This is a genomic window from Geomonas azotofigens (genome assembly GCF_018919395.1).
Lineage (GTDB): Bacteria > Desulfobacterota > Desulfuromonadia > Geobacterales > Geobacteraceae > Geomonas > Geomonas azotofigens.
Window position 1 is genome coordinate 116,102 of record NZ_JAHLME010000005.1, and the last position, 19,106, is coordinate 135,207.

The 19,106-nt window shown below is 62.4% G+C and carries 14 protein-coding genes; 11 read left to right on the forward strand and 3 right to left on the reverse strand.

Annotated elements, in window-relative coordinates; genetic code table 11:
* The first annotated feature begins 27 nt into the window (after positions 1-27).
* On the forward strand, positions 28-1,056 hold the full coding sequence (locus KOL99_RS16740; RefSeq protein WP_216511612.1) for a hypothetical protein: 1,029 nt from the start codon (positions 28-30) through the stop codon (positions 1,054-1,056).
* A gap of 312 nt (positions 1,057-1,368) precedes the next feature.
* Entirely contained in the window at positions 1,369-5,595 is a 4,227-nt protein-coding gene (locus KOL99_RS16745; RefSeq protein WP_216511613.1) for a PKD domain-containing protein, read from the forward strand.
* Positions 5,596-5,783: 188 nt separating this feature from the next.
* Here KOL99_RS16745 and KOL99_RS16750 read toward each other — a convergent pair whose 3' ends face one another.
* Complete coding sequence (locus tag KOL99_RS16750) at positions 5,784-6,146, reverse strand: DUF2304 domain-containing protein (RefSeq protein WP_216511614.1); 363 nt, start codon at positions 6,144-6,146, stop codon at positions 5,784-5,786.
* Positions 6,147-6,149: 3 nt separating this feature from the next.
* A complete protein-coding gene (locus KOL99_RS16755; RefSeq protein WP_216511615.1) occupies positions 6,150-6,851 on the reverse strand; it encodes a glycosyltransferase family 2 protein in 702 nt (233 codons plus the stop codon).
* A 277-nt stretch (positions 6,852-7,128) separates the two neighbouring features.
* Here KOL99_RS16755 and KOL99_RS16760 point away from each other — a divergent pair, with 277 nt between their 5' ends.
* From KOL99_RS16760 to KOL99_RS16800, 9 genes are all read left to right on the forward strand, one after another.
* Entirely contained in the window at positions 7,129-8,172 is a 1,044-nt protein-coding gene (locus KOL99_RS16760; RefSeq protein WP_216511616.1) for a glycosyltransferase family 2 protein, read from the forward strand.
* Positions 8,173-8,292: 120 nt separating this feature from the next.
* On the forward strand, positions 8,293-9,102 hold the full coding sequence (locus KOL99_RS16765) for an ABC transporter permease (protein ID WP_216511617.1): 810 nt from the start codon (positions 8,293-8,295) through the stop codon (positions 9,100-9,102).
* Positions 9,103-9,125: 23 nt separating this feature from the next.
* Entirely contained in the window at positions 9,126-9,722 is a 597-nt protein-coding gene (locus KOL99_RS16770) for a class I SAM-dependent methyltransferase (RefSeq protein ID WP_216511618.1), read from the forward strand.
* Positions 9,715-11,775: a Wzt carbohydrate-binding domain-containing protein gene (locus tag KOL99_RS16775; RefSeq protein WP_216511619.1), complete on the forward strand. Its 2,061-nt coding sequence runs from the start codon at positions 9,715-9,717 to the stop codon at positions 11,773-11,775. The genes KOL99_RS16770 and KOL99_RS16775 overlap by 8 nt, the downstream gene beginning before the upstream one ends.
* Positions 11,776-11,783: 8 nt before the next feature.
* Positions 11,784-12,395, forward strand: coding sequence for a class I SAM-dependent methyltransferase (locus KOL99_RS16780; protein ID WP_216511620.1), 612 nt, complete (start codon positions 11,784-11,786; stop codon positions 12,393-12,395).
* Complete coding sequence (locus KOL99_RS16785; protein WP_216511621.1) at positions 12,392-13,381, forward strand: glycosyltransferase; 990 nt, start codon at positions 12,392-12,394, stop codon at positions 13,379-13,381. Before KOL99_RS16780 ends, KOL99_RS16785 begins: the two co-directional genes overlap by 4 nt.
* 1 nt (position 13,382) lies before the next feature.
* Complete coding sequence (locus KOL99_RS16790) at positions 13,383-14,399, forward strand: glycosyltransferase (protein ID WP_216511622.1); 1,017 nt, start codon at positions 13,383-13,385, stop codon at positions 14,397-14,399.
* A 123-nt stretch (positions 14,400-14,522) separates the two neighbouring features.
* Entirely contained in the window at positions 14,523-15,467 is a 945-nt protein-coding gene (locus KOL99_RS16795; RefSeq protein ID WP_216511623.1) for a glycosyltransferase family 2 protein, read from the forward strand.
* Positions 15,460-17,925, forward strand: coding sequence for a glycosyltransferase (locus KOL99_RS16800; protein WP_216511624.1), 2,466 nt, complete (start codon positions 15,460-15,462; stop codon positions 17,923-17,925). Before KOL99_RS16795 ends, KOL99_RS16800 begins: the two co-directional genes overlap by 8 nt.
* Here the strand turns inward: KOL99_RS16800 and KOL99_RS16805 are convergent.
* Entirely contained in the window at positions 17,879-18,781 is a 903-nt protein-coding gene (locus KOL99_RS16805) for a glycoside hydrolase family 99-like domain-containing protein (protein WP_216511625.1), read from the reverse strand. The genes KOL99_RS16800 and KOL99_RS16805 overlap by 47 nt on opposite strands.
* Positions 18,782-19,106: the final 325 nt, after the last annotated feature.

Consider the following 19,106-nt stretch of genomic DNA (forward strand, 5'->3'; position numbering starts at 1 on the left):
GCCGGACCACATTCAGAGGAGTTGTAAATGAAAACCATGAAGATGCTGACCACCGCGACGGCCCTCACCATACTGGCAGCCTGCGCGGGTTGTTCCCTTATTCCCGGCAAGGCCGCCAAGCCCGCGCCGTCCCCCTACCAGGGCGTGACGATGCTTTCGGGAAAGGTGGTGGAGACCTTTGACGGGGGGGGCTACACCTATGTCAACTTGCTCAAGGACGGCAAGAACACCTGGATCGCCGCACCCGTCATGAAGGTGACCGTCGGCCAGGACCTGGAACTCCTGCCGGGCGCCACCATGCCCAACTTCACCAGCAAGTCTCTTGGCCGCACCTTTGACAACATCGTCTTCTCCGGTGGCCTCGCCTCGCAGCTGAACGCCCCGGCCGCGGGTGCGGCGGGAGCGCCGGCTACGGCGAAAGCCGACGACGGCCTCCCCGAGGCCGATGACGCCATACTGGTCGGCACCGTTATCGAGACCATCACCGCCAGCAATTACATCTACCTGCGCCTCGAGAAAGACGGCAAGGCTTCCTGGGCCGCGGTACCGAGAACCGACGTGGCGGTAGGCGATGAAGTCGAACTCGCCCCGGGCACGCCGATGGGGCAGTTCAGCAGCAAGACCCTGAACCGCACCTTCAAGTCCATCTACTTCGCCGGTGGGGTCACCGTCACCAAGGCGAAAGCTCCGGCACCGGCGGCCGCGGCTCCGGGCGCCTCGGCACCGGCGGCGGCAGCGGAGAACTCCCCGCTTCCGTCCAACCACCCCAAGATCGACCAGGCTGAAATCAACAAGGCCATGGAAAAGGCCATGGCGGTCGCAGCGGCGGCCCCCATCACCGGCAAGGTGGTCGAGACCGCCGACGCCGGCGGCTATACCTACCTCTGCGTCGAAAAGGACGGGGTGAAGACCTGGGTCGCCGTCCCCACCATGAGCGCGAAGGTGGGCGACGAAGTCTCCCTCAACGCGGGCAACGTGATGACCAACTTCCCCAGCAAGACGCTGAACCGCACCTTCGAGAAGATCATTTTCTCCAGCGGTCCCACCGCGAAATAGCGGGGTTTTCAAGGCAGCGCCCCCGGGAGGGGGCGGAGTTCACCTCCGCCCCCTCTTTTCAATCCGCCCCGCTCTTTCCGCGCTCCCGACGCCTTCGCGCGTCCCGGTCGCCCCCACCCCCCTTACCCCGCCCGCCCGCGAAAACACCGCTCACAAACCCCTATCTGTTTGAAAAATATAATATTTTTTCCGACACAGCCTTTCTTGACAACGCGTTACCGCCCTTTATTAATTAGAGCGGTAGGAAATCAGCCTACAGCCGATTCAGAATTCACAATCTGCGGCAACTTGATGTGGACACAAGGAGGAGATATGGGTAGGAAGTCGTTGCTGGTGCTTTGCGCTTTGCTTTTTGTTTCAGCCGCGGTTGTCAGCTGGGGTGCAACCACGTGGCAACTCCAGACCAAACTGAGCAACACCGGCGGAACGCTGCAGGTAAGGGATAAGGCTCCGCAGACGATAGCCGGTACCGTCGTCTACACCAACTTCACCACGTCCGCTCAGATACCGGTGAGCGTCGCCGCCAACTACGGCTACAAGATCTCCTCCCTGGCCAAAAACGGGACCACCGTCCCCATCGGCAACTACACCTCGCACTACCTCACCACCTTCCAAAAAAGCGGCGGGGCAACTCAAACGCTGGTGGCCGGCTTCACCGCGCAGCAGTACACCGTCACCGCCTCGGTCACCGGCCCCGGGAGCATCACCCCCGCCAGCACCAAGGTCTCCTATGGCGGCAGCACCATTTTCACCAGCAGCCCCAACGCCACCGGCTGCTACCTGACCTCGGCGACCGGCGGCAGCATCACCGACCTGAACGGGGGAGCCGTCACCCTCCCCTACTTCGGATCGGTCAAGATCACGGTCAGCAACGTGACCGCCCCCCGCAGCGTAATCGCCAACTATACGGCCTACAGCGCCGACGCCGGGATGGATCAACTGGCCCAGGTGAACACCACGGTGCGCCTCTCCGGCAGCATCGTGGGGAACGGGACCCCGTCATGGAGCCAGGTCTCTGGCCCCGCCGTATCCCTCACCGGCGCCAACACCCTCGCCCCGAGCTTCGTCCCCGTCAGCGGCGGCACCTACGTCTTCAGGCTCACCCAGACCGTATCGAATGTCGCGGTCGCCTCGGCGACCACCCAGGTCATGGTGGTCGCCTCGCTGGTCAACGACATGCGCCAGCGCTGCATGGGATGCCACGCCGCCACCGGCGTCAACCCCAACCCGTACGTCTTCCCGGGGTGGTCCTCGTCGCGCCACCAGTCCGCCGGGGTCTCCTGCGTCACCTGTCACACCGACGGCGCGATGCCGACACCGATCAACTCGAGCACCGTCGACCAGAACACCTTCTCCTACCAGTCCGGCGCCGGCAACTTCTGTCTGAACGGGACCTGTCACCAGCCCGGCACGACCCACAAGACGGTCGGCATGACCTGCGCGGGGTGCCACGGCAACTACCGGAACCACAACCCCGCCACCACCTTCTCGGCCGCCCTGAGCGCCTGCTTCACCTGCCACGGCGCCCCCAATTCCACCCACTACCAGGTGAAAAGCAGCCTCGCCGGCACCGACTGCCTCATCTGCCACAAACCGGTCGGGCACGACCCCGCCCCTGATGCCACCGTGACCCCCGCGCACTTCAACGGCTACACCTCCTACGCCAACCCGTCCTACGCCGCGGCCTACGTGACCCCGGTCACCGCCTGCGCCGACTGCCACCAGGGGGGCGATCCCAAGGGGAGCACGGACCAGGTGCTGCTGCAGTTCCGCAGCGAGTGGGCCGCTTCCGGCCACGGCGACTCAGGCGCCACCGCGTGGAAAAACTCCGCCTACTTCAACTGGAAGACGGCGGGCACCACGGGGGCCGACGCCAAGGCGAGCGCCAGCGTTGCCACCGACTGCCAGCGCTGCCACAGCGCCGCCGGCTACCTGAAATTCGCCCTCACCACCAGCATCGCGCCGGTGGCGGCCTCGCCGGCGAACTACAGCGAGCCCCTTACCTGCAACGCCTGTCACCAAAGCGGCGACTTCGCGGCGCCGCGAGCGCTCTCCTCCCGCACCGGCTACTACAACTACTCCGGCGTGGTGACCGGAAGGCTCAGGGTCGCGGCCGCCTACCCCGACGCCGGCAGGTCCAACCTCTGCCTGGGATGCCACGTGGGGCGGCAGGCCGGAGTCACGCTGCAGGCGCTTGCCCAGGCCACGGCACAAAAGAACTACTCCAGTTCCTTCTGGCGCGACCTGCGCTTCGTCGACGCGCACTACCTCTCCGCCGGGGGCCAACTCTACGGCGCCACCGGCTACCACTACCCGGGCGTCTCCTACGGCAATGCCGGGGTGAACCACGTCGCCATCGGTGCATCGGGGGCCGGCCCCTGCGTCGCATGCCACCTCCCCGGCAGCTCGCATACCCTGTCCGCCGCCGCCGGAAACTTCACGCTCTGCAACGGCTGCCACATCGACGGCGGCGTGGTGAGCGCCGGCTTCCTGGCCCAAAGAAGCGACGAGTTCGCCTCGGGGCTGAAGGCGCTGGCCGCGGCGCTGGCCGCCAAGGGGTTCACCCCGCTCACCGATGCCGCCGGGAAGCCGCAATACCCCTACTTCAGCACCACCAACTGGGGCGGACACGGCGACGGGCCGGGCAACCTCGGCGCCGCCTTCAACTACAACCTCCTGGTGCACGACCCCGGCGCCTTCGCGCACAACCCGGCCTACGTGAAGCGCCTGGTGCGCGATTCGATCGACTTCCTGATTTTTGGCGGCATCGACCGCGGCCGCGACTTGAGCGCCACCATCGAGAGCCTGCTCAACGCTACCGGCGACCGGGAGAAGGCCACCGCCTTCCTCTCCTTCGCCGGAAGCGGCGCCTCCGCCTGCCAGGTCTGCCACCAGGGGGCGACCGATCCCTTGACCGGCGGCAATATCTTCGCCGACTACGGCGCGACCAAGCACGCCAAGAGCCCCGGCGGCGCCGCCTGCGTCTCCTGCCATGCGCCGACCGCGACCAGCGTCCACCCCAACGCGCAGCCGATGCTGACGGCGACCGCCGACATCAACCCGAAGTGCCTGAACTGCCACCCCGTGCACCCCTGGCCCAGCGAAGGGATCTGCACCAACTGCCATAACGGCCATCGCCTGAAGGCGGTGCTGCCCGCGCCGCACCTGGCCAACTTCACCACCGCGCAGTACGTGACGCCGAACCTGCAGTGCCAGAACTGCCACTACCAGCTCGACAGCCAGGGCGCCAGGACGTTCGTGGTCCTGCAGGAGCACCGCGACTGGGCCAAGGGGCCCAAGGGGAACTACCGCGCTGCAGCCGCCACGAGCTTCGACTTCAAGACCCTGGGGACACCGGCACCGGCCACTCCCGCGACCACGGTGCAAAAGGACTGCGTGCGCTGCCACACCACCACGGGCTTCAACAACTACGTCAACTCCGCCTTCACGGCCATCGCCCCCTTCGGCATCCCGGGGGACGCGCCCGACGGCGACCGGACCCGGGAGATGATCGGATGCTCCGCCTGCCACGCCCCCACCCCCTTTGACGCGGCGTTCAGCAGGAACATCGTCGGCATCGCGAACTACGCCACCTACACCTACGACGTGACCTCCTGGAGCAGCTACTCGTCCGCCGCCACGCGGAAGATCGTCAGGTCCAAGCTCTACAAGACCCTCCCCGCCGACGACCTCGGCGACTCCAACACCTGCGTGGTCTGCCACGCCGGCAAAGGGGCCGGGCAGCTGATCAAGCAGGTGGTGCCCGGCTTCCGCGGCGGCGCCGCCTGCGCGAGCGACCCCTCCATCGTCTGCCGCCTGGGCAACGGCGTGGTGGCCGCGGGGATGGTGAACACCTTCTGGGGCAACGTGGAGTTCATCGACCCGCACGGCGGGTTGGCCGCCAACTTCATGTATCCCGGCACCCTGGCCCAGGGGTACGAGTTCCGTGTCGGCACGACGGTGAGCACCACCTACCACGTCAACATAGGGATGACCAACTGGCAGGGCCCCTGCGTCGGGTGCCACATGACCTCCGCGGCCAAGCACTCCTTCCGGGCCATCTCCAGCGCCAGCAACGGCGTCATCAGCGCCGTCACCAGCACCGCCTGCTCGAGCACCTACTGCCACGGCGGCTCCGCCTTCCTCATGAGCGCCACGGCGCTGTGGACCAAGAGAGCCGGCTACGAGGCGGCGCTGTCCCTGATCGCGTCCCAGCTCGCCGCCAAGGGGGTCCACTACAACCGCGCCAAGGCCCCCTATTTCTTCTCCACCGCCGTCGCCGCGGACCAGTCCGACGCGACCAGGCTCACCAACTGGAACCGGAGCACCACCTTCCAGGGAGCGGACATGATGGGTGCCGCCTTCAACCTGAGACTGCTTGATTCCGGCAGCGGCTGGGTCCATAACGGCAGTTACACCAGGAGGCTTCTCTACGACACCATCGACTACCTGGACGACGGTCTCCAGAACAACAGCGTGGAGAGCACGGCCCTGGCCATCCCGGCCGCGTTCAACTACGTCACGCCGCGCCCGCTGTAGAGCGCGCCGCAGCAAACGCGAAGAAGGCTTCGAGGATGATCCTCGAAGCCTTCTTTTTTTATCAACCGGATTGGTAACGCAAAGGCGCGGAGGCGCAAAGCCCCCTCCCAAGCGACTGGTATCCTGGTCCCGCCTTTTGTGCCTTCAGGTTTTCAATGCGGCTTGGCGGCTTTGCGTGAGATAAAGGCCTACTGCCTTTCTTTGCGTTCCTCTTTCAGGTCCTCGACCTGCTTTCTCAAGAGGGCCACCTCCTGGGCGAGGTTGTGGTTGCTCTCGGAGAGCCGGGAGAGGGTGACCGAGTGGCCGATGGCGACGAGCAGCAGGAACAGGACGCCGACCAGGAAGAGCAGGGACGGAGGATAGTAGATGCCGACGGAGAGCGCCGCGACCTCGAGGATGCGGCGCGACACGGTGAGGAGGATGACGAAGACCGAGGTGCAGAGCCAGAGCAGGGCGTACTTCTCGCGCAGGCGACGTTCCCTGACCAGCCAGACCACGAAGCAGAAGATGCCGACGCTGAGGCCCAGCGCGGCGAGTTTGGTTAAATCCACAGGTTATGATTCCCCGACGAGGTCCCTGCCGCGCATGGCGTCAACCACCATCGCCAGCGTGACCTTGAGCATGTAGTAGGCGGACTTTCTCCTGGTGATGGAGGAATGCCCGGAAAGCCTGCCCCGCATGAGCACCGGGACCTCCACCACGCGCAGCCCGTTGCGTGCGGCGGTGATGATCGACTCGACTTCGGGGTAGTCGTCGGTGTAAAAGCGCGAGAACAGGCGAATGGTCTTCCTGCCGTAGCAGCGAAACCCGGAGGTCGGGTCTTCGATCGCCTTGCCGGCCAGGCAGCGGATGAGGCAATGGAAGATGCGGGAACCGATGAAGCGGGTGATCCCCATCTTGTAGCCGCCGGGCAGGGTCCGCGAACCGATGACCAGGTCGGCCTCCCCCTTCTCCACCAGCTCGATGATCTTGAACACCTGGTCGCCGCGGTGCTGGCCGTCCCCGTCGAACTGGATGGCCATGTCGTAGCCGTGCTCGTAGGCGTACCTGAGCCCGGTCTGCACCGTCCCGCCGATGCCGAGATTGAAGGGATGGCTCACCACCTTGGCGCCGAGGCTCTTAGCGATGGCGGCGGTATCGTCGGTCGAGCCGTCGTTCACCACCAGGATGTCCCCGCGAAAAGACTTGAGATCCTCGATGACTGCCGTGATATTACGGGCCTCGTTGTAAGCCGGTATTATTGCAAGAATCCTCATATCCCCACCTATGCCGACGCCATATGGCGTAAAGAAAAGCCGAAAACGGATCGTTTCTGAGTGAATACAAGATCCGCACCAACATTCCTGGGCACAGTAGTGGAGATAACACTTGCCAAGGGCCCCGATACTAATATAAATATCGGGCCGGTAGCAATTAAAAAAATTATAGAGAGAACGGTAACGCCCGCGGCGAAGCGTTATGAAGTTCTAACTTGATCGCTGTGCCGTTCACTCCCCTCACCGCTTTTTGATCAATCAGCTTTACGGAGCAGTCGTGCGCGTATCCGTCATCATCGTCAACTGGAACGGCCTTGGTCATTTGCCGGAATGCCTGGACAGCCTGCGCGAGCAGACTTTTAGGGATTTCGAGACCATCGTCGTGGACAACGGCTCCAGCGACGGCTCGGTCGCCTACCTGGAAGAGCGCACGGAAGTCCGGCTGGTACCGCTTCAGGAGAACGCGGGCTTCGCCGCGGGCAACAACGCTGCCCTCCCCGTTGCGCGGGGTGAATACCTGGTGACGCTCAACAACGACACCAAGGCCGAGCCGGAGTGGCTGGAGAAGCTGGTGGCGGTGGCGGATGCGCACCCGGAGGCGGGGATGGTCGGGTGCCGGATCATGAACTATTACGATCGCGAACTGGTCGACTCCCTGGGGATGGCGATCTGCAGCGACGGCATGTCCCGCGGCGACTTCCGGGGCAGGCGCTTTCCCGGGCTCGCAGTCGAGGACGAGGCGGAGATCCTGTTCCCCTCCGCCTGCGTCGCCCTGTACCGGCGTGCCATGGTGGACGAGATCGGCTTCTTCGACGGCGACTTCTTCGCCTACTGCGAGGATACCGATCTGGGGCTGCGTGGACGGTTGGCGGGGTGGCAGGCCGTCCTGGCGCGCGACGCCGTGGTGTACCACAAGTACTCCATGTCCACCGGCGCTCTGTCACCGTTGAAGCTCTACCTCGTGGAGCGCAACCACTACTACGCCGTCGTGAAAAACCTCCCCTGGCCGCTCATCCTGCTGCTCCCGCTGCACACCGTGCAGCGTTACCTCGCCCAGGTGCGGCTTGTCCTCGGCGCCAAAGGGACCGGGGGCGAATTCATGGCCAGCGGCAGCAAGAAGGAGTGCGTCCTGGCGCTCCTGCGCGGCATGCGCGACGCCCTCCTCGCCCTCCCCGTCCTCCTGCGAAAGCGGGCCGCGGTGATGCGGCACAAAAAACTCTCCAGCCACGACCTGCGCCGACTGCTCAGCCGCCACCGCCTCAGCTACCGGGAACTTCTCGATGCGGACCGATCCGACGGCGGCAGCGGACGGACGAGCTGAAATACCCGTAACCGTCGCCCCTTGCGCGCCTCAAATATCTATTGTGCGGGTGTGGCAATTGAACTATATTTAGCCGGCGTTTTTAAAGTTTCCGCAGTCCCGGCATCGCAAAGGAAGTCCATGCATAGTATCAGGATGTTCATCTTGTTTCTCCGGGAGCTACTCTCGCGCCGGAACGTCGTTTACGAGTTGACGAAGCGGGACTTCAAAACAGGGTACCTCGGCTCCTACCTCGGCATCATCTGGGCTTTCATCCTCCCCATTGCAACCACGCTCATATTCTGGTTCGTATTCCAGGTCGGCTTCAACTCCAAGCCCGTAGCCGACCATCCGTACATACTCTGGCTGGTCTGCGGTCTCGCCCCTTGGTTCTTCATCAGCGACTGCGTCAACAACAGCGCTAACTCCATCATTCAGAATGCCTTCGTGGTCAAGAAGGTAGCCTTCAGCATCGGCATACTGCCGATCATCAAGATCCTGTCCGCACTCATCATTCATCTTATTTTCGTCGTGCTGGTCTTCTGCCTTTTCACCTTCTATGGGTTCGCCACCGACCTTTACGTCCTCCAGGTGTTTTATTACCTTTTTTGCGCGCTCGTCTTCCTGACCGGACTGTCGTGGATCACTTCGTCCGTGATGATCTTTTTTCGCGACCTGGGTCCGATCATCTCGATCGCGCTGCAGATGGGCTTCTACCTGACACCGATCTTTTGGAACCTGGAAATCCTGCCCAAGCAGTACCACATCTTCATACAGTTCAACCCCATCTTCTACATAGTCCAAGGCTACCGTGAGAGCTTCATTCTGAAGGTGTGGTTCTGGCAACATTGGTCGACGACCATTTATTTCTGGGCGGTAGCCGCGACCGTGCTCGTCGCCGGCGCGGTGGTGTTCAGGCGGCTGCGCCCGCATTTCGCCGATGTCCTGTAAAAGCATCTGAAAGGTAGAATGACATGCATACCAGTTCGCTGGAACACATGGGCAGGTTGGTCGCCCAGTACCTCGACCCCGCGCAACCTATTGACGTCCTGGATATCGGAAGTTGGGATAAAAACGGCAGCTACAAGCAGTTCTTCCAGCGCCCGACGTGGACCTATACCGGCGTCGATCTCAGCCCCGGGAACAACGTGGACGTGGTGCTGACGTCCCCGTACCGCCTCCCCTTCGCCTCAAACTCGGTCGACCTCGTCATCTCCGGCCAGGCGTTCGAGCATATCGAGTACTTCTGGCTCACCTGGCTCGAAATCGTCCGGGTGGTGAAGCCCGGCGGCCAGATTTTCCTGATCGCCCCCTCGCGCGGCAAGGAGCATCGCTACCCCGTCGACTGCTGGCGCTATTACCCCGACGGCTACGGCGCACTCGCCAAGTACGGCGCCATCGAACTGCGTGAAGTGCACACGGACTGGACCCCGCATGAAGCCAGCGACAGCGCCCTCTGGGGTGACACGGTAGGTGTCTTCAGGAAGCCGGTTTTCCCTTTCTGGCAGGAGGCAAAGCAGAGGCTGCGCTACCTGCTCTCACAAAAATTATGGCCGGGTGACAATGTCTGAGAACACAGCCATAACCGTAGAAAACCTGAGCAAGGTGTACCGCCTTTACGACTCTCCTTACCTGAGGCTCAAGGAGGCGCTCAATCCCTTCGGGAAGTGCTACCACAAGGACTTCTACGCCCTTTCCGGCGTTTCTTTCGAGATCCGCAAAGGCGAAACGGTGGGCATCATAGGGCGGAACGGCACCGGCAAGTCGACGCTGCTCAAAATCATCACCGGCGTCATTGCCCCAAGCAGCGGCAAGGTGACGGTGAACGGCAGGATCTCGGCGCTGCTCGAACTCGGAGCAGGCTTCAATCCCTTGATCAGCGGCCTTGAGAACATCTACTTCAACGGCACCCTCATCGGGTTCAGCAAGGAGCAGATCGACGCGAAACTCGATGACATCCTCGCCTTCGCCGACATCGGCGACTTCATCCACCAGCCGGTAAAGACCTATTCGAGCGGCATGTTCATCCGCCTCGCCTTTGCCGTCGCGGTGCACGCCGAGCCCGAGATACTGATCGTGGACGAGGCCCTTTCTGTCGGCGACGTCATGTTCCAGGCGAAGTGCATGGACAGGATCAAGTCCATGATGGAGGCAGGCGTCACCACCCTCTTCGTCACCCACTCGATGGAGTCCATCAACACCCTGTGCAACCGGGCCATCATGCTTGACGGCGGCAAAATCTTCACCCAGGGCAAGCCCCAGGTGGTGACCCTGCAGTACTACCAGTTGCTGCGCGAGCAGGAGCACGCGGCGCAGGAAGCCAAGAAGACCCCGCACACCAAGGAGGCCCTGGAGGAGAAGTACCGCAAGATAAAGGAAGAGATCCAGGCGAAGGACCAGCAGGAGGATTACCGCTACGGTACGGGCGGCGCGCGCATCGTCGATTTCGACCTGCTCAACGGCGCGAACGAGAACTCCCCGGCGATCCGGTGCGGAGAAAGGTTCAAGGTGCGCCTGAAGGTGGAGTTTCTGACCGAAGTCAGGGACCCGTGCTTCGGCTTGATCATCAGCAACGTCGCCGGGCAGAACCTCCTGTCCGTGCACACCTATCACGACGGCAACGTTGCCTTTCCGCCTCAAAAGGCGGGCGACGTCCTCGAGGTCGAACTGGAGACGAGCATGCTGCTCAACCCCGGCAACTACCTCGTTTCCATCGGGGTCTCCGATGTCCGCACCCTGGGCGACTTCACCAGTCTTGATGCCAGGAAGAACATCTGCAAGGTGGAGGTCTACGGCAAGGAGTACCATCACGGCATGATCCACCACCAGCCGAGGGTCAGGATCCTCGGCCCGCAGGCGCCTCAGTTGCGCCTGAACCAGCTGCAGGAGCTCTTCTGCAGCTGGAACGCCGAGCGGCTCGGCATCAGCGAGGCGGAAAGCAGGGAGCGCTTCGAGACGTCCTGGAACGTGCTCCCCGGCGGTCACAAGGGGGCAGCGTACCGCGAATTCGGCGCGACCTCCCACGAGATGTACAGCGTCTTTTGGAACGACAGCAAAAGCGAGATGTTCCAAGCCTGCAAGATGCACGAGTACCTGCATTTATTGCGCATGATCGCCTACTCGAAACCCGTCTGGGCGGAAGACGACGTGGTCGTCCGCGAACTGCTGAAGCTGCCATCAGTTTCCATCATCGACTACGGCTGCGGCATGGCCCAAAGCTCGATGGCGCTCGCCGAACAGCTCCAGGCGCGGGGCAAGAAAGTCCGCCTGACGCTGGTCGACATTCCCTCCATCGTCACCGAGTTCCTCACCTGGACGACATCGAAGCTCGGCCTCGATGCCTCCTTTGCCGGATGCACCAGCGAGACCCCTCTGCCGGAGTTTCCCGGGTGCAACCTGGTCATCGCCACCGAGGTCTTCGAGCACATCCACGAGCCGGTCGAGGCGTTCCGCGCGCTGGATGCCGCCCTCGCCCCCGGCGGCTTCGTGGTGACCGACGTGAGCGACCATGCCGAGGAGTTCATGCACGTCACCCCGAACCTGGCACCGCTTCGGGAGGAAATCGAGAAGCTTGGCTACCAGGAGTTGGAAGCCAACCGCATCTTCAAAAAGATGCGAGACTGAGGCCGCCCATGGAACCCTTCATCAAGATAGATCTCGACACCATGCTCGCCACCGGCGCTCCCATCGTCCTGGAGCTTGGCTGCGGCAGGACCAGAAGGCCGGGCAGAATCGGCATCGACCGGCTCGATTCCGCTGCGGTCGATATCGTGGCGGACGTGGAAGAAGGGCTCTCGTTCCTCCCCGACAATTCAGTCGACGCGATCCATTCCAAGAGTTTCTTCGAGCACGTCGAGAACCTGGAAGGGCTGATGAGAGAGATCGTCCGGGTGCTGAAGCCGGGCGCACAATGCCACGTATTCGTCCCCCATTTTTCCAACCCTTATTACTACTCCGACTACACCCACAGCAAGTTCATGGGGCTGTACACCTTCTATTATTTCGTGGACGAGCAATACCAGTTGCAGAGGAAGGTTCCTACCTTCTACACGGACATCCGCATCAGGGTCACCAGCCAGCACCTCGTCATCGCCAATCCCTTCAAGAAAGGGGCATGGTTTAAAAGACTTCTGGAGCGGCTCTTTAACCGCTGCACCGGCTTCCAGGAATTCTACGAGGAGAACCTTTGCTACATTTTCCCGTGCTACGGCCTCCAGATAGCCTTCACGCCAGATAAACCATGAACGTCCTGCAGCGTCTCGCATCCTTTTTCCTGCCTCGCAAACCGCTCAAGGTCGGCTGGCTGCTCCTCGGCGACGCCAACACCGGCAGTTCCCGCATCCACGGTCTGAATATCCACAACTACCTGATCAAGCAGGGGGTGGAGTCGCTAATACTCCAGAGCAGCCCGCGCATGATCAACGCGCTGACCTTGTCCGAGGCCGAGCAGCAGAGCATCCTCGGCGCCGGATTCGACGTGCTGCTGTTTCAAAAAGTGCGCGACGCGAAGGCCCAGGCCTTCGCCAAGGAGGCCCGCAGGCGCCGCATCCGCACCGTCTTCATACAGTGCGACTGCATCGAGACGGACATGGTCAGCGCGGTCGACGACCTGGTGGTGATCTCCGCCAACCTGCGTGACTACTACAGGGAAAAGTACGGAATCAACGCGACCGTCATCGAGGACGCCATAGAGGTCCCCACCGACCGGGTCAAGGTCCACACCCAGAAGGCCCCCCTGGAACTGGTCTGGGTCGGCTACTCCGACAACTGGGAATCGCTCGGCATGGTGCGCGACGCCCTGGCCCTTCCCGGGGGCGAAGGGTTCACCCTGAAGACCATCTCCAACCACCCGGAGGCCGACGTGCCGTGGGCCCTGGAAACGGTGACCGACGAGATCCTCGCCTCCGACATCGCCGTCATCCCCGCCCACCTGCACGCCTGGGGCATGGGAAAATCGAGTAACCGCCTCACCATGTTCATGGCATTGGGCATGCCGGTGGTGGCTTCGCCGGTGCCCTCCTACCTGGACGTGGTGCGCCAGGGGGAAAACGCGTTCATTGCCCGGAGCGCAGAAGAATGGCTGCACTTCCTGTCGCGGCTGCGCGATGACCGGCTCAGGAGCGAAATGGGAAGACAGGCAAGAGAAGATGCCACGAAGCGCTTCAGCCTCGGCACGATCGGGCCGGTCTGGATCAACTTCCTGAAGTCAGGTCGCAAGGCGGTGCGGTGACATGCCCAAAGTAAGCGTTATCATGAGCGTCTACAACAGCGAGCGCTTTCTGAGACAGGCCATCGACAGCATCCTGGCCCAGAGCTTCCGCGACTTCGAGTTCATCATCATCGATGACGGCTCCACGGACGGCTCGGCTGCCATCATCAGATCGTACGACGACGCGCGGATCAGGATCATCACCCAGGACAACGTCGGCCTGACCAAGTCGCTCAACAAGGCGATGAAGATGGCTGCGGCAGAGTACCTGGCGAGGCAGGATGCCGATGACATCTCAGAGCCGGGTCGGCTGGCAAAGCAGGTGGCGGTCCTCGATGCCGATCCCGCCACCGTACTCGTCTCCGGCAACCTGCGCTACTTCTCGGAGGCGTGGAGCAGCGCCACCGAGTCGAACCGGGCGGTGCCCCCTCTCTTGGTGAAATGGCTGCTGCTTTTCTACAACCACGTCGGCGGACACAGCCAGGTGATGTTCAGAAGGGACGTCGCGGTGAAGCTGGGCGGCTACGACGAGGGGATCAGGTACAGCCAGGACTACGACCTGTGGCTGCGTTTGGCGGAGGCGGGGGGCGTCACCATTGTCCCCGAGGTCCTGCTCAACTTCCGGCACCACGACGCCAACCTCTCGAAGATTGCAGCGGAGGAGCAGCAGCGCCAGAGCTACCTCAACTCAGCAGGGGCCATCGCCCGCAGATCGGGAGTTGCCGTATCTCCGGACGATCTGCGCCTACTGCGCAAGTTCTGGCTCAAGAATTCGGGAGGAGTATCACGCGCCGAAGCCGGTCGAGCCGATCTTCTTTTCCGAGAAATCCTGGACGGGCTTTTCCTAAAGGGGCACCTGTCGGCAGTGGAGAAGGACAGCATCATGAAGTTCACTGCCCTTTTCTTCACCTTCAACGCCGAAATGTGCTCTCTCCCTGAAGACCGCGAGGCCCTCAGGCAACTGGGTCACAAGTGGGAGGCGGAAGCCCCGGGCGGGGGCCTGCTAGCGGTACACCGACTGGAGGGAAAGTTCCAGTAGCAGAGTCAGTACGGCCCAATCAGGACGCGAAGTTTATGCAAGCAAAACGCCTCCTTTTGTGATACTAATCGGGACTTCAACGTCTCTAATACTGCGTCTGGTGCACAGGGTACGGTCTTGAGCATGCCATTGATATCGGTAGTGATGAGTGTCTACAACGGGGAACGGTACGTGGGCGAGGCGGTAGACAGCGTCCTCAGCCAGTCTCGCACCGACTTCGAGCTCATCGTCGTCGATGACGGCTCGACCGACGGCACGGCAGCCATCCTCGCGTCCTACACCGATCCACGCCTCAGAGTCATCCGCCACGACAACCAGGGACTGACCCGGTCCCTGAACCTGGCCGTCGCGCAGGCCCGGGGGAAATACGTGGCGCGCCAGGACGCGGACGACCGCTCCCTCCCCGAGCGCCTGGCCATCCAGACGGATTTCCTCGACGCACACCCCGAGATAGCCCTGGTCGGCTCAGCCGTGAAGGTGATCAGCAGCCAAGGGGTCGAACTGGCCACCTTCCGCCACCCGACCGAGCCCGCCGAGATAGCCGCCACCCTGCGCAGCTACAACTGTTTCTGGCACGGCTCCATCATGTTCCGGCGCGACAGCTTTCTGGAACTGGGCGGCTACGACGAAAGGTTCGTGACCGCCCAGGACTACGACATGTGGCTGCGCTTCAGCGAGCGGCACCAGCTCGCCAACCTTCCGGAGCCCCTGTACGCCTACCGTTTCACCGTCGAGTCGGTGACCGTGCAGCGAATGGTGTCGCAGCACCGCCTTGCCGTGCTGGCACGACGCCTGGCCGAGGAGCGTGAGGGAGGAAGCCCGGATACAGTTCAAGACGTAGCATCCTACATCGCCCTCCCGCTCAGCCTCGCCGAGAGGCGCCAGATCATCAACAATTACAAGCCCTGGTGCCGGCTGCTCATCAAAAACGGCCTCACCCGGGAGGCGGCGATCCTTATGGCTGCCCTCTTCAAACACCACCCGCGCCCACTGTTCCGGCTGTCATTCGCCTTAGCCAGGCTGGTCAACACCCCATCGGTTCTCACGAGGTTTCTCGAACATGCCTAAGCTGAAAATCCTCTTCATCTCCCACTCCTCGTACCTGTTCGGGGCAGAAAATTGCGCGCTGGCGCTGATCGAGGGGCTGGACAAGAAACGCTTTGACACGGCAGCGGTGCTCCCCGCTGACGGTCCCTTTCGGGAAAAACTGTCCGAACTGGGCGTGAAGACCCACATCCTGCCGCTGGAGTGGTGGGTAAAGAACGAGGGACGGCTGCTCCATGCTCAGCACGAAATCCCATTGGCGCTGGATCGGCTCTTGCGCATCATTGATGAGGAGAAGCCCGACGTCATCCACTCCAACACCTCCGTGATCTGCTGGGGGGCTATTGCCGCCGCCTTGAAGGGAATCCCGCACGTCTGGCACGTGCACGAGATCCTGAACGGGCACCCGAGCCTGCAATCGATCCTCCCCCTCCCCCTTCTCTACGAGTCGATAAACTTCCTGACCGACCGTGCCGTCACCGTCTCGCAGGCGGTGAGCGACGAGTTGGCCGGCTTCGTGGATAGCGCCAAGGTGCGGCTCATCTACAACGGCGTCCCCTGCCATGCTCCCACAGCGCCCGGAAAGCTGCGCAACGAACTTGGTGCGGGGCCGCAGCAGCGCATAGCGGTCTGCGTCACGTCCCTACAGAAATACAAGGGGCTCGACAATCTGGTTGCCGCAGCCGCCAAGGCGTGTACGCGGGATGAACAGCTGCTGTTCGCCATAGCGGGTGCCGGGTCTCCTGAAGCTGTCGCGGAGCTGCGCCAGCAAGTGAAGGATCTGAACCTGGAGGATAAAGTCTTCCATCTCGGTTTCCGCAACGACATCGCCGATATCCTGGCCGGTTCCGACCTGTTCGTGCTCCCCTCGAACAAGGAGGCTTTCCCCCTGGTTGTTCTGGAGGCGATGGCACACGGCAAGCCGGTAGTCGCCACCGATTGCGGCGGGACTCGCGAGATGGTCCTCGAAGCGGAGACAGGTTTCATCGTCCCGGTGCAGGACCCGGAGGCACTTGCGGAAAAAATCCTCGAACTCTGCAGCGATCCGGCACGCGGGGCTGCCATGGGCGAGGCAGCCCGCCGGCGCTACTGCGCGAATTTCACCATCGAGCGCTACGTCGAAAGCTTCGCGGGCCTTTATCAGGAGCTCTCCGAAACGGCCAAAGTGCCTCTCAACTCCAGGCAGGCGTCGCTTTTACACTGCTTCGTGGAGGCCTACCGCGAGCACCTGACAACCATGCGGGTGATCCCGAACCTCGAACAGGAACTCACCTTGCAAAAAAGGCAGTTCGCCGAGGTGAGCCTGCAGCTGTCGCGGCAGCAGGAGGCACTGCTGGCCTGCGAGCGGCAGAAAGCGGCGATGGCGCAAGAACACGCAGAACAGCTCCTGTCGTTGGCAACAGCTGTTGAGGACAGGCACGCGCACCTCGAAACGCGGCTGGAGAGCAAGAAGATCGAGAAGGCTGACCTGAAGGAGCGGCTGAACGAGCTCGCCGACGAACTGGCACTGGCGGACGAGCTGCGGGCGGAACTGGAAAAATATCTCGACCACCGTTCCACGGAAATTGAGAGCCGGGAGGAGCGGATCCGGCAGATGGAGGAGGAACTTGCGGGTCATTCGGCGCTGCAGGCCGAGCTGGAGGCAGGACTGCAGCAGCGGGTCGCTGAGGTTGCAGCGCTGTCAGAGCGAATCTGTGCGCTTGAAGCCGCCCTGGAGGCGGCTGAGGCGTCACGCACCAGCGCAGCTGCCGCCCTCGAGGAGGCGACGGCAGAGCTTGCGGCGCGAGACGATCACATCCGGCAGATCGAGGAACATCTGGCCGAGGAGTCCAGGCTGGCCGCTGAAGAGTTGGCGCGGAAGGAGGAGGAAGCGCAGCAGGCTCGAATGGATCTGCAGTCGAAAACTCTGGAAATCGCTGCACTTAGCCAGAACCTGAACCACGTTGAGGAGGAGGCGCGGCGGAACCGGATCGGGTTGGAAGGCGAACTGCGCTCCAAGAGCGTAGAGATCGCGGCACTCTGCCAGCGCCTGCGCCAGGTCGAGGAGGAGATGCTCCAGGAGCAGGAGCGCGTGGCGCAGTTCGTGGCGCAGCATGAAGAAGGCATGAAAGCGGCGGAAGGTCTCAGGACCGGCCTGGAGGAGCGGCTACAGCAGCAGGCGGTCCTACTCCAGGGTCAGGAGCAGATGAACCGACAGGCGCTGGAGGAACTAGCGCGTCAGAGCGCACTTGCCGAGGCAGATCTGGCCGCCAAGGAGGAAACCATCCGCAGCCTGGGCGAGTTGCTGGAGAACGCCGCGCACAGGTACAAGGCGGCGGAGCAGGAACTGACGCTGGCCAGAGCCGCACAGGAGGAGGAGAGAAACGCTTGCCAGTCGCAACTGCGGGAGCGGGAGCAGCGCATTGATGATCTGCTCAACTCGCTCAGTTGGAGGGTTACGGGGCCGCTGCGGAAGGCGTACGACCTGGTGCGGGGGAGGTAGCGAGGGCGCGGGTCCGCAGTACGGTCTTCACCGCCTGCAACCGTGCGTCCCCTTCCGAGAGCGTCGGCACCAGCCAGCCCCCTTCGTCGCTTTCATTCCAGGCGTAGATGATGATGGCGTCCGCCTCGGTGTACTCAGGGTTAGCCCTTTCCCAATCGATGGCAGACTTCAGATGTTGGGCAAGTTCCGCCGGCGTTGGTGGCAGGTACCAGGGCCCACGGAGCTTTCGGGCCTGCTCCGCGGAGTTTCGCCGCGGCCGGTTGTCCCAGCCGACGTTCACTATCGGGATGGTCTGCTTTGCCAGCGTCTTGCATTCCTCCCAGAAACGTCTGTTGGCCGCGGCAAGTGCACTGTAAGGATATTCGCCATCCTCTCCTGTCTCGGATGCAGTGTAGGCGCTTACCGCGTCGAGGTCGAACTTTTCCACCCAAGCACTCACTCTGCGTGGCTCCCCTCCCTGGGCCGCCATGTACGGCTCCTGCAGCCCGGCTTCGAGAGCTGCGCGGTCCAGTTGGCTCAGCATCGCTTTTACTGTGTCGCTTGAACCGGCCCACTTTTCCATCTTGCCGGGATCGAAGAGAAATAGCAGCGGACGTCCACCAGCCACCGTCTGGTACGCGGGGTCCTTTAACAATGCAACAAGCCTCTTCACCGTTTCCGGCCAATCCTCAACGGGGCCGAGAAAGTTTGTCTCGAGGATCAAGCAGAAATGGATCTCATGTTTTTTCGTGCTGGTGAGGTAGCGACGCAAGCCGCTATCCAAGTCGGCAAGGGCGGGGTTGTGGCGAGTGCTGTAATAGCAAAAAGCCCAGTAGTCTATACCTGCCATGCTGGCAAAGCCGATTTCCCGGTCCATCACCTCCTGGCTGTCCGCGCGCAGGCTCGCTCGCCCGTCCTTGTCGCTTTTTGCGTAAAACGGGAGCCGGTCCCGCCACTGTGATGCGGACAGATTGTACTCATAGGGGCTGCCAGCATACCAGGCATCCCATCGAATGGCACCGACAACGGGACGAAGCTCTCCCGCATGCGCTGATTGTATCAGCAAGATTGCGGATAGTACGTTTACCATTACGGGGAAGAACACCGTTGGATATAGGCACCGTATGTAATTAGAAAAGGTCATTTTCCGACAACCACCTCAGCCAACAGCAACTTGTTTTTTTGGGAAAAAAGGCATATAA